Genomic DNA, 14,399 nt, shown 5'->3' with positions numbered 1-14,399 from the left:
ATCTCACTAATCAGCAATCTCACTCATCGCTAATCTTGGGGCGGTTTTTACTCCCTGCTTTTTTCCTGAGACTCCCCTATAATCAAAATAAGCAGAATGTAAAGTTTTACTACAAAATTTACCGATAATGACAACTTTAAGCTTAGAGCAAATTGCAGCCAAGTTAGAAAGCGAAAACTCAGCCGATCGCATGGTGGCTTTGGCTAACTTACGAAACGTGTCGGCTGAAACGGCTGTACCTTTGATTAAAAAGGTGTTGAACGACGAAAGTTTGCAAGTGCGATCGATGGCTGTGTTTGCTCTCGGAGTCAAACCGACAGCAGAGTGCTATCCCATTCTAGTCAAATTGCTAGAAACTGACCCGGACTACGGGATTCGCGCTGACGCTGCTGGCGCTTTGGGCTATCTGGAAGATATCAGAGCTTTTGAGGCTTTGGTGCGCGCTTTTTACGAAGATACTGAATGGCTGGTGCGCTTTAGTGCGGCGGTTTCTCTGGGAAATCTCAAAGATCCGCGGGCTCGCGACGTGCTGCTGAAAGCTCTCGACTGCGAACAAGTGGTGATCCAGCAGGCGGCGATTTCGGCTTTGGGCGAAATTAAGGCAATTGATGCGATCGATCGCATCCTCAACTTTGCTCAGTCAGAAGATTGGCTGATCCGTCAGAGGCTGGCTGAAGCTTTGGGAAATTTGCCGAGTGTGAAGAGTGTTTCGGCTTTGAAATACTTAGAAAAAGATAAAAATTCTCAAGTAGCTGAGGCCGCAACATTTTCTCTCAATCGCTTAGAGAAAGCAGAAGCCTAAAATTTTTTAGAGGCGGGTTCACCGAAAATCTGTAAAAGTAGTAGAATCAGATAAACCCGCCCTGACCCGTTTGCGATGTTTTAAACAAGTTATTAGACTTGAATTGCCTAAATCTTTGATTGATAGAACAACCGCAGATGCAGGGCAGATAAACACAGATAAACGCAGATGTTTTTCAAGACAAGAGAGTGAATGAGGGCGAGAGCAGTCCTTGCAGGAGTCGTAAAGTTTTTTACCCCACCCCAACCCTCCCCTTATTAAGGGGAGGGAGTAAGAAATTCACAAATGATTTAGGATTGCTATAGAGGTTTTTTGATTGTGTTGGAAGAGGGAGTTAAATGCCGTACAGTCAATTTAGCATCGAACAAATTAAGAGAAATTTTGGCATAACTTTTACTAGGAGGTTGGCTTGTTTGCCGACATCCCCGAAATAGAACCCAGCATTTTTTTGCAAGAAACTTTGCAATTCAATCTACCTTTAGCACTAGAAATTAATTCCGATAAAGCTCGCTCCGAGCTAATTGTCGCGCCGATATTAGTTGAAATCAAAAAACGGCAGCCGGAACGGATGAGTTTATTTTCAGGTAGAGAGTTCAACTAAAACAGCAGGAGTCCCGCACCAAACACGGTACGACCTTGAGTGACGGGAGGAATGCGCGTGAGGCTTAAGAGCTGAACAAATTATTTATAAACGCAGACAAAATTTCTTCAATGCGTGATAGAATTATGCCATGAAACAAGTCCTGACAGTATCTTGCAAACTCCAAGTAACGCCTGAGCAGTCCATCAAAATTGATGCAACACTTCAGGCGTTCGCGAATGCTTGCGAATATGTGAATCAAACTGTATCGCCAACTCTGACAAACGAATTGGCGATGCAATCCTTGATATATCACGATGTCAGAGATATGTTTGGACTTTCGGCGCAGTTGGCAATCCATGCTATCAGACGGGTTTCTGGTAACAGAAAAACAGCCAAAAAAGATGGTTCGCCAGTCAACAAGTTTGCTCCTACTAGCGTCACTTACGATGCTCGTATCTTTTCTTTCAGGGAAAAAGATTGGACGGTAAGTTTGACTACTATTGTTGGTAGGGAGCGGTTTGCACTGGCCATCGGAAACTACCAACTTGGATTGTTGAAAGGTCAAAAACCCAAGACTGCTACTTTGTGCAAACGGAAAGATGGTAGTTACTATCTGAACATTCAGCTTGAGTCTCAGCCAGTCGAGCCTCCACCAAGCGATCGAGTTTTGGGCTGTGATTTGGGTAGGACTGACATTGCAGTTACTTCCGATGGAGATACATTTAGCGGTAAAGAAACTACCAAAGTTAGAAATCATTATGCCAAGTTGAGAGCAAATATCCAGCGAAAAGCCGCGAAAGGCACTCGCAGTTCTCGGCGCAGATGTCGAGAATTGTTGAAACGGTTGTCGGGCAAGGAAAAACACTTTCAGACTTGGGTAAATCACACCATCAGTCACCGTATCGTAACCAGCGCGAAACACAAAAAACAAGTTATAGCTTTGGAAGATTTGACTGGAATTAGGGAGCGGACTAATCAGCAGCCACGCTCGAAAAAAGAGCGAAGACTTAGCAATAGCTGGGCGTTTTTCCAGTTGCGCCAATTCCTAATCTACAAAGCCATAAAGCATAGCGTAAAGATTTTGTTTGTTGAGCCTAGATACACTAGCCAAATGTGCCACAAATGCAATCATATTCAGCCCGTACAGGGTGAATCTTATAGAAACGGCAAAAAGTTTGCTTGTGGTCATTGTGGATGGAAAGGTGATGCAGACTTAAACGGCAGTAAAAATATTGCTGCTATTGGGGCTTTCGTAAATAAGCCTGAAGGTTCGAGATTATTTTGCAATGTGCAAGATCATTTCAGGGCTATTGAAAGCCCACACTGTACCTGTACTCAGGTCAGTGCTGGGTAATTTACTGTAGACCCTGCTAGGGGTTTGAGCGGTTATTGCGATTTTCTAATTAGCCGATCGCCCGAACAGCTAGTCATTGAATCCCCAGTCATCGCTTTGGTTGAAGCAAAAAACGACAACATTCTATCCGGCTTAGGGCAGTGCATGGCAGAATCGCAGCACAAATATTTAACCAGCGTCAAGAAAATAACATTCAGACAATTTATGGAGTTGTGACAACTGGGAGTATCTGGAAATTCTTTAAGCTAGAAGGAATTGCGATCGAGATTGATACCGACGAATATTTTATCAATAATGTTTCTAAAATCCTCGGTATCTTAATAAATTTTATCGAGTGTTGAGTAAAATTCTGAATGTATGATGTAAGCTGTGATGGCAAATCGCAAGTTAAAATAGTTGTTTACATCCTTTAACCATAACTAGCCATGAATCAAGCACCGAATCCTTTTAACTCAAATCCATCCGATCCGCTAGACCCCTTAGAGCAACAACTTGACGATCGAGGTGAAGAGTTGCCGAGGCAGTACCACCCAGCTACTAAAAAAACTCTCCAAAAATTATTTCTGATTCTGATAGTTGTCGGAGTAGTGATTGGTGGGGTTCTATCTGTAGGCGTGATTTCGCTGATGCAAAAAGCCGGATTGACTGATGTGCCGGCGCGGGTACAGAATCCGAAGTAATATCTACTCGGAAGGATATTTCAATCATAAATGCAACTATTTTCTGGGATGAAGCTTGAGAAAGTATGATGTTTTGTATGGATTTTTTCAAAATAATTGATGCTTAAAAATTCTAGGGCTACGCCCGATCGCCTCCCACCACCGCAGATTTCCGAAAAATTGGTCTCCGCTGGCTTTCACGCTCTTTCTGACCCCCTGCGGATTCAGATTCTGGAGTTGCTGCGCCAACAGGAGTTGTGCGTTTGCGACTTGTGCGATCGGCTTTGTGTCCCTCAGTCTAAACTCTCTTTTCACCTCAAAACCCTAAAAGAAGCCGCTTTAGTTCGCAGCCGCCAAGAAAGCCGCTGGATCTACTACAGCCTCAATTTAGCTCAGTTTCTCGCCCTGGAAGAGTACCTCGCCGAGTACCGCCGCTTGAGTCAGATGCTGCCGGCGCGCCCTTGTTCCGATGCAGGTTGACATATCAATATTTCTTGATTAGCAAGATCTGCGTTAAAGTAACCGCTATTGGTTCGTAGTGAGGACTTCAGTCCTCTCCAAATGCGGACTGAAGTCCTCACTACGAACCTTGAGACTTGACGTATCAATTTTTTTTGATATGATGATTTGGAACCAATGAGTTGAGAGCGATGGGTGCAGCAGCAAAGAAGTTAGCTTTTGGCGAAAATCGAGATTGCAGTCGAGAAGCGATCGCGGAATGCCTCGGCACGTTTATTCTAGTTTTTGCAGGCACCGGCGCGGTGATGGTGAACAAAATTAGCGGTGGTGCTGTCACTCATTTGGGCATTAGTTTTGTATTTGGTGCAGTTGTAGCCGCGATGATTTATGCGATCGGGCATATCAGCGGCGCCCACTTTAACCCAGCCGTAACCTTAGGATTTTGGGCGAGCGGTTTTTTCCCAAAATACAAAGTTTTGCCTTACATTTTGGCGCAGTGTGCGGGGGCGATCGCAGCTTCCACACTGCTACTAATTAGCTTAGGAAAAGTGGCAAATCTCGGTGCAACTATTCCTCTTAACGGTAATTGGTTGCAGTCTCTAATTTTAGAAACAGTTCTGACTTTTATCCTGATGTTTGTCATTCTGGGTTCGGGGCTTGACAGGCGCGCTCATATCGGTTTTGCGGGGATAGCAATTGGCTTGACTGTAGGCTTGGAAGCTGCATTTATGGGGCCAATTACGGGAGCGAGCATGAATCCGGCGCGATCGCTCGGGCCGGCCTTAATTGGTGGCATTTGGGAACACCACTGGGTTTACTGGGTTGCTCCAATTTGGGGCGCGCAGCTAGCCGTCGCTGTTTACCGACAAATATCTAACGGGTTTCGGGATTTTCATTGAAAGGATTATGGCAAATTTCACGCACAAACCGAGAATCCTGTTTTTATACGGCTCTTTGCGAGAGCGTTCTTACAGCCGTTTATTGGCCGAAGAATCGGCTCGAATTATTGAGGGTTTCGGTGCAGAAGTTCGGTTCTTCAATCCTCGGGAATTGCCGATTTATGGCAGCGTTCCCGATACGCATCCCAAGGTTCAAGAGTTGCGGGAATTGAGCCTTTGGTCGGAGGGTCAAGTTTGGTCGAGTCCAGAAATGCACGGCAATATTACGGGTATTATCAAAAACCAAATTGACTGGATTCCTTTAAGTATTGGGGCCGTTCGACCGACTCAAGGCCGGACTTTGGCGGTGATGCAGGTTAGCGGCGGTTCGCAGTCTTTTAATGCTGTGAATACTTTGAGAATTTTGGGCCGCTGGATGCGGATGTTTACGATTCCCAATCAGTCTTCGGTTGCTAAGGCTTATCAGGAGTTTCATGATGATGGGACGATGAAGGATTCACCTTTTCGCGATCGGGCGATCGACGTTATGGAGGAATTGTACAAGTTTACCCTGCTGTTGCGCGAGCACACAGACTATTTGACCGATCGCCACAGCGAACGCAAGGAACAAGCGGCCAAGGAGGCGATCGCGATCGCAAATCGCGCTCTGGAAGTTAATTAAGGCGATCGTTAGGGTTCGTAGTGAGGACTTTAGTCCTCTGCTTTTTATGAGGACTAAAGTCCTCACTACGAACAAATTTTATATTACAACCAACAAAAACCATGAAAAAAGTAATGTTCGTGTGCAAAAGAAACTCCTGTCGATCGCAAATCGCAGAAGGATTCGCTAAAACCCTCGGCAAAGACAAAATAGCCGTCACCAGTTCCGGTTTAGAATTAAGCAGAGTTCACCCGACAGCAATTCAAGTCATGTCCGAAATCGGCATCGATATCACCGATCAAACATCTAACGCCTTAAGCGAATTCAATGCCGAAGACTATGACGCAGTAATTTCTCTGTGCGGCTGCGGCGTGAATTTACCTGAAGCGTGGGTATTGCGAGAAGTATTTGAAGATTGGCAACTCGACGATCCCGACGGACAACCAATCGAAACTTTTCACCGCGTGCGAGGTGAAATTAAAGCACGAGTTGAAAAATTAGTTGAAAGCCTCAAATAAGACCTCTCCGACCTATCTAAGTGCAACCGAAAATGAGGTAAGTTTTAGAATTACCCGGCAATTGAAGTTGGTAAGGATTCAGGTAACATAACTCCTTGCTGGGCAAAGACTTTAGATATGGAGCTTGATGCTAAATCAATCTCTATTGTCAATAAAGGACTAAAAAAGGCAGATTTTCGTCCTTTATTGACAATCAGCCATGAAAAACAAAAACCTTTATTTTGCCATAAAACCCTTGCCAGATAAGCGTTGGAGCCGCAAGTTTTTAGATCTGAATCCTTACAAATCTACTAAAGTACAAGTGATATTCCCGTAACGGATAGATTCTAGCCATTCTGTTAAACTGATAACATCGTATAGATTCCCAATGTTGCTAGATATTATGCTCAAATACCTAGAGCATGTATATATTTATCAATCTACCTTCGGTATGATTATGTTTTTGTTCATAAAACTTGCAATTCCCCAGAATTTGTAATATTTAACTCCAACATTCCATCACCTCCTTTATTCGGGACTAACCCCATAACTTTAATTTTTTTATTCTGGAGTTCCAGCACATTGGCAGCACCCGGCACTTGATTGAGAATTTGTGGGGATACTACCACCCGATAAACTTGATTATCTTCTCCTATTAAAGTTAACCAAACTGTCTCAGCATTCGGGCGCTTCCAACCATTGACTCGACCTCGGATCCCACTCTCTGTATTAATGACTTTTGAGGTAACTGTACCCGAAGCATTTGCACAAAAGAAACTAACGGGGTTTTGACTAAAATCAGAACACCCTAAAACTTCTTCGGTTCTTCGGATAATTTCCATAAAAGCCGTATATTTTGGTTCTAAACCTGCGCCATAGTTGGCTTTTTTTTGAAGGTTTTTAGGGGCGTTCAGCAAAACTGTTTGGATTGTTTTTGTGTCTGATTCTGAAAGCTCCGGAGAGAGATATACTCCTGAACCCGGAATATCTCGACTCAGGTGGATGATGCGGATATCGGGCTCGTTTTTGACTGTATCTCCTAAAGCCCCCGCACCCAAATCGGCTTTTCTCGTCCTCACCATTTCCCGAATTTCCTGCCCTCGGTGGCCCATATCTACCTTTAGCGTTTTTCCATACAAATCGTAAACGGGCATATAAAAACTCGATGCTGAGTTGAAGCCGCCCAAGGCAATTACGGTGCTTGGTGTTATGTCATTGAGAGATTGAATTGGGCTGTCCGCTCTGACGTACAATGCAGACTGATAATAAGGCGGCTTTTCAGTAAACATTAAAGCGACAAACCTATAGCCATTATCTTTTGCAGCAACAGAAATGATCGGAGACAGGGTAAAGGCAATATCCCACTGTTTCTTAGCTATTCGATTCTTAGCTTCTTGGTAAGCTAGATTCTGGTCACCATCGATCGCCAAATCTATTTTTTTATCTAGAAAGAACTCAATAAAATTACTGGGAATCAACTCTTTTTGTAAATAATCTACTAGGTCGCCGTTGTATTTTGGATCGCTTAACGTTCCAATTGTTAAGGCTTTCGCTTGTACTTTCGGTTTCCACAAGTAGGGAAGCGATCGCATCGCGATTCCTCCTAAAACAACCAGAGAAACAACAGAAGCAATCAGGGATTTTATAACTTTATAGCGATCGTTTGAGAGGATAGACACGATGGGTTCTCCTGGCTAGGGGTGGCGTAAGGATTCAGGTCTTTGATTGGGGAATCAGAGAAGGCATGAAAAAGTTACTCATCTTGGGCAGATAGAGCATCACGGAAAAAAGCCATTGCGCTTTTAGCTTGAAACCGACAAGTCTGAATCACAGATAACAAATCAGCAGTTTGTTCAAACCGAAACATGGAGCGAGAACCGCCAGATACCTTTACTCGCCGCTCAACTGCTCAAATACTTTTATTTTTAGTGGTGGTAACTCTTATTTTTTTATCACCCGACTATATTACCATATTTCTCCGATCTCAGTCAACTATTTTTCACCTGAATCTTTACTGAAATCGCAACTACAGAAACAAAACCCACTCGCTTGCGGGTTGAAGAATCAAGAATTTGTCTTCAGTCTGCGGAGGCAGACTTTGCTTTTGTAGCCGCGGTTTCTAACCGCCGAGGATTTGTCGCTTACCCAGAATTAGTGCTAAATTATCAGAGGCGTTCCCCGGAATGCCTCTAAATTTCGTTGCGATCGCAAACTAAAAAATTTAGCACATGATTCAGACCGCAATCACACCTTTCAAAAACAAACTCAACTCAGCTTTAACTAAAAAGCCGATCGCAGTTTTACAAATTAATCTAGGGAAACGCTGCAACCTCGCTTGCACTCACTGTCACGTAGAAGCTAGCCCAACACGAACTGAAGAACTTTCCCCGGAAATATGCGAACAATTAATTGAAATCATTCGCCGTTTTCCTCAAATTCAAACTGTTGACCTCACGGGCGGTGCTCCCGAAATGCTTTACGGTTTTAAACCGCTGGCGGAAGCTGCAAGGGCCGCAGGTAAAGAGGTTATTGTTCGTTCTAATTTGACGATTTATTTTGAGAAAGGCTTTGAAGATATTCCCGAATACTGCGCGCAACACCAACTCAGAATTGTGGCGTCGCTTCCCTGTTACCAAGCTGACAATGTTGACAAAATGCGCGGCAACGGTGTTTTTGACAGTTCAATTCGGGCGCTGCAAAAGCTAAATCAGTTGGGATACGGAAAAAACCCAAATTTAATTCTGGATTTAGTGTACAATCCACAGGTGCCGACCACAGATAAGTTTTCGCTGGCGGCGGAACAGGGAAAGTTACAGCAAGATTATCAGGTGTATTTAGCCGAACATTTTGGGATTGGTTTTAATCACTTGTTCGCAATTACTAATTTGCCTGTGGGACGGACTAAGTTTCATTTGGAACACAAAAAACTGCACAAGCCTTATCTGGAGTTTTTGGAGAATAATTTTAATTTTGGTACTCTGGATCATTTAATGTGTCGGAACGAATTGTCGATCGACTATTTGGGCAATGTTTACGACTGCGATTTTAACCAAATGGAAAATCTGCCCGCGAAAACTGACAGCGGGGAAAGGATAACTGTTGCTAAATTGCTAGAATCTGGTAGTTTAGATGTAATTCAAGAGGTGCAAACTGCTGCTTATTGTTACGGCTGTACGGCGGGTAGCGGTTCTAGCTGCGGCGGTACCTTGATAGGTATGTAGTTGCGCTTCAGCGCTCTTTGCTAATATCAGGAAAAAGCGCAAAAAACGCAATTACGTACCGGGTACATATGGTTTGTGAAGAGGGCGAAGCATGACCGCATATAAGTTATTAGTTATAATCTTATATTCACGGAGGTCATGCTTCCCCCCTACAAACATATTTGCCTTGCGCCAGATGCACCCTACATATAGCCTTTCTCAAAAAGATGAGGTATGACAGACAGCTTGCAAAACCAATAAACTCAGGAGGCCGGGGCCCAACAACGTCCGCGAATCTTTCTGATAACCGCTATACCTTTGTACCTTGGCCCAAGTGCGGGCCGACAATTGAGCGATGATTTCGGTAGTTTTAGGTTTATTTTTCCGATAATAAAACGACCCTGCAAGCAATTTAGACTTAGGAGTTTAGATAATGAATGATTTGCGATCGCCCGATGAACAAAATCCACCACCATCAAATAAGTGGAAACTGTTTTTAGGGATTGGTTTAGCTGTGGCTTTGATTGTGGCGGCCAAGTTTTTCAATTTTCAAGGAATTCTGAAAAATGCCCTGGAGTCGATCGCCAATCTCGGCCCTTGGGGCCCCGCAGCTTTTATTCTAATTTACATCATAGCAACAGTTTTATTTATCCCAGGTTCCTTGCTAACTCTCGGTTCTGGCGTTTTGTTCGGAGTTCTTGGCGGCACGGTTTGCGTTTCCATCGGATCGGTTTTGGGTGCTACTTGCGCTTTTTTAACAGGTAGGTATTTAACTCGCGATTGGGTTTCCAAACAGATAGCAGGTAATCTCAAGTTTCAGGCGATCGACTCCGCAGTTGCCTCTGAAGGATGGAAAATTGTACTGCTGACGCGACTGTCGCCAATTTTTCCATTTAATTTGCTCAACTATGCTTTGGGAGTCACGCAGGTATCTCTCAGAGACTATTTTTTCGCATCTTGGATCGGCATGATTCCCGGAACCGTGATGTATGTTTATATCGGTTCCCTGGCTGGTAGTTTGGCTGCAATCGGATCGCCAGGGCGATCGCGCACTACTGCTGAGTGGGCTTTGTACGGCATTGGTTTAATAGCAACGATCGCCCTCACCGTTTATGCAACCCGCTTGGCCAAAAAAGCTTTGGACGCAAAAATTTCTCCTTGAATCAATACCGCAAATTTGTCAAATTGTCAACAGAGATTTCACCCTACATTATAATACATTGCTAATTTAAAAAACTCCGTATTTTCTCTGTGTTATTTACAAGAATTTTGTTATAAAAACGAGATAGATATTAATGATATAGCAATTCTCAAGTGATTCAGGTCACAGATTGGCAATTCGTAAGATCACTGACAAGTACCTCACGAAAATTGACAACCACTATATCTTAAATCACTAATATCAAGTAAGCAAAGGGAAAGTCTGAATATCAAGTTGATGCTAAAACCGAATGCTATCGCGCGATCGGAATTTATTTGTGAAGTCAGAAATGTAATGCCATTTCTCTCAAACAACGTCACTGTAAACTCTGTTCTTCATCCCAAGATTAATCAGTCATTTTCAATTGTTTAATCAAAAATCTACAATAAAAGTGGTATAACCCCTGATTGGTATAACCAATGAGGACTCAAACCCTCACTATTTATCTAATATTAATTCTGCCGGATTACGAATAACAAATGCCGTTTGATCTATTAGACTCTCGACGAGAACATTTGATGATGCAAAACCCAGCAAATCAAGCCCGAACTGTGTCTGTGCAGCCGCCCCATCAAACAAAAAAGCTGCGCCGCTTGTGGCAAAAAATAAGTAATTCTGCTCAATTGCGGTGGCAGCAAGCGCACAGTCTTTGGCAGCACAGACGGCAGCGCCGCCATTTGCTGACACTACTAATACTGGGCAGCACGGCTTTAACTATTAGCACCACTGCTTGCATTAGCTATTTCGTAGTGCGCGGACTAATCCTCGACAATTTAAAGGCAATAGCACTATTAAAATTAGAAAAAGGCAGTGAAGAAATCGATAAGTGGCTCAGCAGTCGCAAAGCAGAAATAGAAACCATTGCTTACTCTCCTACTGTTCGCACTCTCGATTGGAAATTAGTTGAACCAATTTTGCAAGGAGAAACCTACAGGTTAAAAGAGTATTTCTTATTGTCATTAGTTCAAGCCGATGGATCGGTGCAGAACACTTTAGGCACTAACACCAACACCAAAGACCGCCAACACTTTCAAAAGGCAATGAACGGAAAGGTCAACGTTTCCGACCCGCTAATCGGACGCAGCAGCAAGCTTTCAACAATCATCATTGCAGCTCCACTTTGGGAATTGCCTCCCACTCCAAACAAAGTAATTGGAGTTCTTGCAGGCAGCATTAAAGTAGACCGAGTAGCCTCTGTAGCTAACAGCTTGCAGTACGGTTCTGACAGCTATGCTTTTGTGCTTAATTCAGCAGGAGTGCCAATTATTCATCCCAACAATAAATTAATCGGAACTATCGACCTGCCAGCCCCAACTTTTTTAAAATCACAAGACCCAGGATTAGCGGCAATTGCGCGCAATATGACCAGCCATCAGACGAATATCGAACTGGTAAAAATAGATGACAAATGGGTGTATGTAGCCTATGCTTCCCTCAGCGAAGTTAACTGGTCAATGGCTCTAGTAATTCCCCGCGAAAATATTGAATCCCAACTCCAAGCATTAAATTTGCTGACATCCGTCGTCGGCGGACTGCTCGTCCCGGCAATGCTAGCAGCAATTTGGCTAATTTACTCCTCCGAAAACAATCGCGTTCAAGCGGAGCGAGAAGCCATGCTAAACCGCATTGCCGGACGCATTCAAGATTCCCTAGAACTAGACATAATTGTGCAAAGTACAGTGGAAGAAATAGTTAATTTATTGCACCTAGAACGGGCGGCTTTTGGTTGGCACGAACCGCAAAATAAAACCTTACAAATTCTGTGGGAATCATGCGAATTTGAGTGTCCCAAAGAAGCGATCGAGTTCGATCCTTACTTTTCGGAAAATTCGTCAGTCCGCAGCGATAAATGCGAGCCAATTCTTCTGTCTAGCGACACTGGGTTCCAGAGTGCCAGTCAACCGATCGAACTTAAAGCTAATAGCTATTTAGCCGTCCATGTCCAGACTCACAACGAGCGGCAGGGTTATTTAATTTGCAGTCATGCTACCCATTGGTTTTGGAGCGGGGAGGAAATCCAATTGTTAAAAGCTGTGGCAGACCAACTGGCAATCGCCATCAATCAATCTCACCTTTACAGTCAAACCCAAGACCAAGTAAAACTGCTCAATAGTGCCTTAGATGAACTCAAAAAAACACAAACTCATTTAGTGCAGAGCGAGAAGATGTCATCCCTGGGTCAAATGGTGGCCGGGATAGCTCACGAAATCAACAACCCGGTTAACTTCATTTCGGCTAATTTGCCTCACACCACAAAATATACTAAAGATTTGTTAGATTTGGTGAGTTTGTACAAACAAACATTCCCAGAAGTGACTCCGGAAATCGAAGAGTTTGCCGAAGCAATCGAGTTAGATTTTATTGAGGAAGATTTGCCGCATATGTTGAATTCTATGAAAATAGGAACCGAACGCATTCGCACCATAGTTCTTTCTTTGCGAAACTTTTCTCGCCTCGATGAATCTGACAAAAAACTGGCGGACATTCACGAAGGTATCGAAAATACCTTGCTGCTGCTCTCCAACCGGATCAAGAATGGGATTTATATAGTCAAGAGATACGGAAAAGTGCCTTCAGTCGAGTGCTATCCGTCTCAGCTAAATCAGGTGTTTATGAACTTGCTGAGCAATGCGATGGATGCTTTGAACGAGATCGAGCGCCTGGATAAAATCATTACTATTTCCACGGGAGTAGTTCGACAAAATGGCGGTAAATTTCTGAAGGTGACGATTGCCGACAACGGCCCTGGCATTCCCGAAAGCATTCAAGACCAAATTTTTAACCCATTTTTTACTACAAAACCAGTCGGGCAAGGCACTGGTTTGGGATTGGCAATTAGCTACAAAATTGTAGTGGACGGACATGGCGGCAGTATCAAAATTGCTCAACCTAAGGGCGGGGGGACGGAGTTTTTGATAAAAATTCCGATCGCGGGCGAGCATCAAGAGGCAAGCAGGAAGAGGGAAGGAACGCCACGGATGAGTGCAACGCAGTTCAACAGTTGACAGTTGACAGTTGACAGTTGACAGTTTAAGAGCGACCTCTACCTACAAGGAAGAGGATTGGAATAATGAATAGTCTGATTTTAATTTCTACGCCCAAGGGAGAGGCTTTCAACCAATTCTTTCTGGCAAAGTAAATTTAGTGAATGCTAAGTTGGCTGGCTTTGGCTAAAATTAAAATAGTTGTTGTGCAAGGAGTTTTATGGCTGTTGGCAAGGATACAATTTTTGAACGCTTTTTGTCGCCTCTGATACGACTGGCGATCGACGAACAAGCACTGAAACGACTCTACGAAGGTATCGACTGGGAAGCAGCGGGCGATCGCCACCGACAACCTAACCTAGTTTATCCCGAATATTACAGCAGCCAAAACTTTCACGGCATCGAAGGCGGCTACCTCAACCCCAGTGCAGCGGTTTCCTACGATCCAATTACGCAATACGTTTTGCTTCCCCACGAAACAGTCGTCAGACAAGGCTTAATAGACGGTGTGCGGGTGAAGCCGCGCCGAATCATCGATTTGGGATGCGGCACTGGCTCAACCACGCTGATGCTCAAACAAGCCTTTCCCGAAGCGGAAGTTGTCGGCCTGGATTTGTCGCCATATATGCTGGTAGTCGCCGAAATGAAATCGCAAAAAGCCGGCTTAAATATCGAGTGGTTGCACGGAAATGCCGAAAGCGTGGCTTTTGCTGACGCCAGCTTTGATTTAGTTGCAGCTTCCTTGCTGTTTCACGAGACGCCACCTGCGGTATCGCGGGCAATTTTACGAGAAAGTTTCCGATTGCTGAAGGTTGGGGGACAAGTGGCAATTTTGGACGGAAACCAAAAAACTTTGCGGCAGACAGAGTGGCTGACTGATATCTTTGAAGAGCCTTATATTAAGTCTTATGCAACTGGTAGTATTGATGCTTGGGCGGGGGCTGCTGGATTCGCGGCGGTGCAAACTCAGGATTACTGGTGGGTGCATCAGGTAACGCAGGGTGTGAAACCTCTTCCTGGGGAAGATTTGGAACCGGTGCGGGCGGCGAAGGTTTGGAATCCGATCGATTTGGTTCCTGATTTGGATGGTGATTTACCGGGAATTCCAGCACCAGCTTGAT

Annotated in this window: 14 protein-coding genes; 13 read left to right on the top strand and 1 reads right to left on the bottom strand. The window is 44.1% G+C overall.

The window, feature by feature from the left end; translation table 11 throughout:
• The first annotated feature begins 127 nt into the window (after nt 1–127).
• The 9 genes from QZ918_RS21395 (at nt 128) to arsC (ending at nt 5,914) form a co-directional block, all read left to right on the top strand.
• Nucleotides 128–802, top strand: coding sequence for a HEAT repeat domain-containing protein (locus QZ918_RS21395; protein WP_293338216.1), 675 nt, complete (start codon nt 128–130; stop codon nt 800–802).
• A gap of 409 nt (nt 803–1,211) precedes the next feature.
• On the top strand, nt 1,212–1,403 hold the full coding sequence (locus QZ918_RS21390; protein WP_293338214.1) for a hypothetical protein: 192 nt from the start codon (nt 1,212–1,214) through the stop codon (nt 1,401–1,403).
• Nucleotides 1,404–1,533: 130 nt separating this feature from the next.
• Nucleotides 1,534–2,739, top strand: coding sequence for an RNA-guided endonuclease InsQ/TnpB family protein (locus QZ918_RS21385; protein ID WP_293142779.1), 1,206 nt, complete (start codon nt 1,534–1,536; stop codon nt 2,737–2,739).
• A gap of 140 nt (nt 2,740–2,879) precedes the next feature.
• Nucleotides 2,880–3,080, top strand: coding sequence for a hypothetical protein (locus tag QZ918_RS33155; protein ID WP_367275402.1), 201 nt, complete (start codon nt 2,880–2,882; stop codon nt 3,078–3,080).
• Nucleotides 3,081–3,164: 84 nt separating this feature from the next.
• Entirely contained in the window at nt 3,165–3,419 is a 255-nt protein-coding gene (locus tag QZ918_RS21375; protein ID WP_293142783.1) for a hypothetical protein, read from the top strand.
• 99 nt (nt 3,420–3,518) lie between these two features.
• The gene (locus QZ918_RS21370) at nt 3,519–3,878 is read left to right on the top strand and encodes an ArsR/SmtB family transcription factor (RefSeq protein ID WP_293338212.1); all 360 of its coding nucleotides are present in this window, start codon (nt 3,519–3,521) and stop codon (nt 3,876–3,878) included.
• Nucleotides 3,879–4,048: 170 nt separating this feature from the next.
• Nucleotides 4,049–4,756, top strand: coding sequence for an MIP/aquaporin family protein (locus QZ918_RS21365; RefSeq protein ID WP_293338210.1), 708 nt, complete (start codon nt 4,049–4,051; stop codon nt 4,754–4,756).
• 7 nt (nt 4,757–4,763) lie between these two features.
• The gene (arsH, locus tag QZ918_RS21360; RefSeq protein ID WP_293338208.1) at nt 4,764–5,417 is read left to right on the top strand and encodes an arsenical resistance protein ArsH; all 654 of its coding nucleotides are present in this window, start codon (nt 4,764–4,766) and stop codon (nt 5,415–5,417) included.
• 101 nt (nt 5,418–5,518) lie between these two features.
• Nucleotides 5,519–5,914 carry an arsenate reductase, glutathione/glutaredoxin type gene (gene arsC / locus QZ918_RS21355; RefSeq protein ID WP_293338206.1) on the top strand — a complete coding sequence of 132 codons (396 nt, stop codon included), beginning with the start codon at nt 5,519–5,521 and terminating at the stop codon, nt 5,912–5,914.
• A 446-nt stretch (nt 5,915–6,360) separates the two neighbouring features.
• Here the strand turns inward: arsC and QZ918_RS21350 are convergent, their stop codons facing one another.
• The gene (locus tag QZ918_RS21350; RefSeq protein ID WP_293338204.1) at nt 6,361–7,572 is read right to left on the bottom strand and encodes a phosphate/phosphite/phosphonate ABC transporter substrate-binding protein; all 1,212 of its coding nucleotides are present in this window, start codon (nt 7,570–7,572) and stop codon (nt 6,361–6,363) included.
• 549 nt (nt 7,573–8,121) lie between these two features.
• Here QZ918_RS21350 and arsS point away from each other — a divergent pair.
• The 4 genes from arsS to QZ918_RS21330 all read left to right on the top strand — a co-directional run bounded on the left by arsS (nt 8,122) and on the right by QZ918_RS21330 (nt 14,398).
• On the top strand, nt 8,122–9,114 hold the full coding sequence (arsS, locus tag QZ918_RS21345; RefSeq protein ID WP_293338202.1) for an arsenosugar biosynthesis radical SAM (seleno)protein ArsS: 993 nt from the start codon (nt 8,122–8,124) through the stop codon (nt 9,112–9,114).
• A gap of 412 nt (nt 9,115–9,526) precedes the next feature.
• Nucleotides 9,527–10,255 carry a TVP38/TMEM64 family protein gene (locus tag QZ918_RS21340; protein ID WP_293338200.1) on the top strand — a complete coding sequence of 243 codons (729 nt, stop codon included), beginning with the start codon at nt 9,527–9,529 and terminating at the stop codon, nt 10,253–10,255.
• 518 nt (nt 10,256–10,773) lie between these two features.
• A complete protein-coding gene (locus tag QZ918_RS21335) occupies nt 10,774–13,299 on the top strand; it encodes an ATP-binding protein (RefSeq protein WP_293338198.1) in 2,526 nt (841 codons plus the stop codon).
• A gap of 199 nt (nt 13,300–13,498) precedes the next feature.
• Complete coding sequence (locus tag QZ918_RS21330) at nt 13,499–14,398, top strand: class I SAM-dependent methyltransferase (RefSeq protein ID WP_293338196.1); 900 nt, start codon at nt 13,499–13,501, stop codon at nt 14,396–14,398.
• Nucleotide 14,399 lies beyond the last annotated feature (1 nt).

Source organism: Microcoleus sp. CAWBG58 (assembly GCF_020883045.1).
In the GTDB taxonomy this organism is placed as follows: Bacteria; Cyanobacteriota; Cyanobacteriia; order Cyanobacteriales; family Microcoleaceae; genus Microcoleus.
The sequence above is the reverse complement of the archived record's forward strand: the minus strand, read 5'-3'. Positions and strand labels throughout refer to the sequence as shown.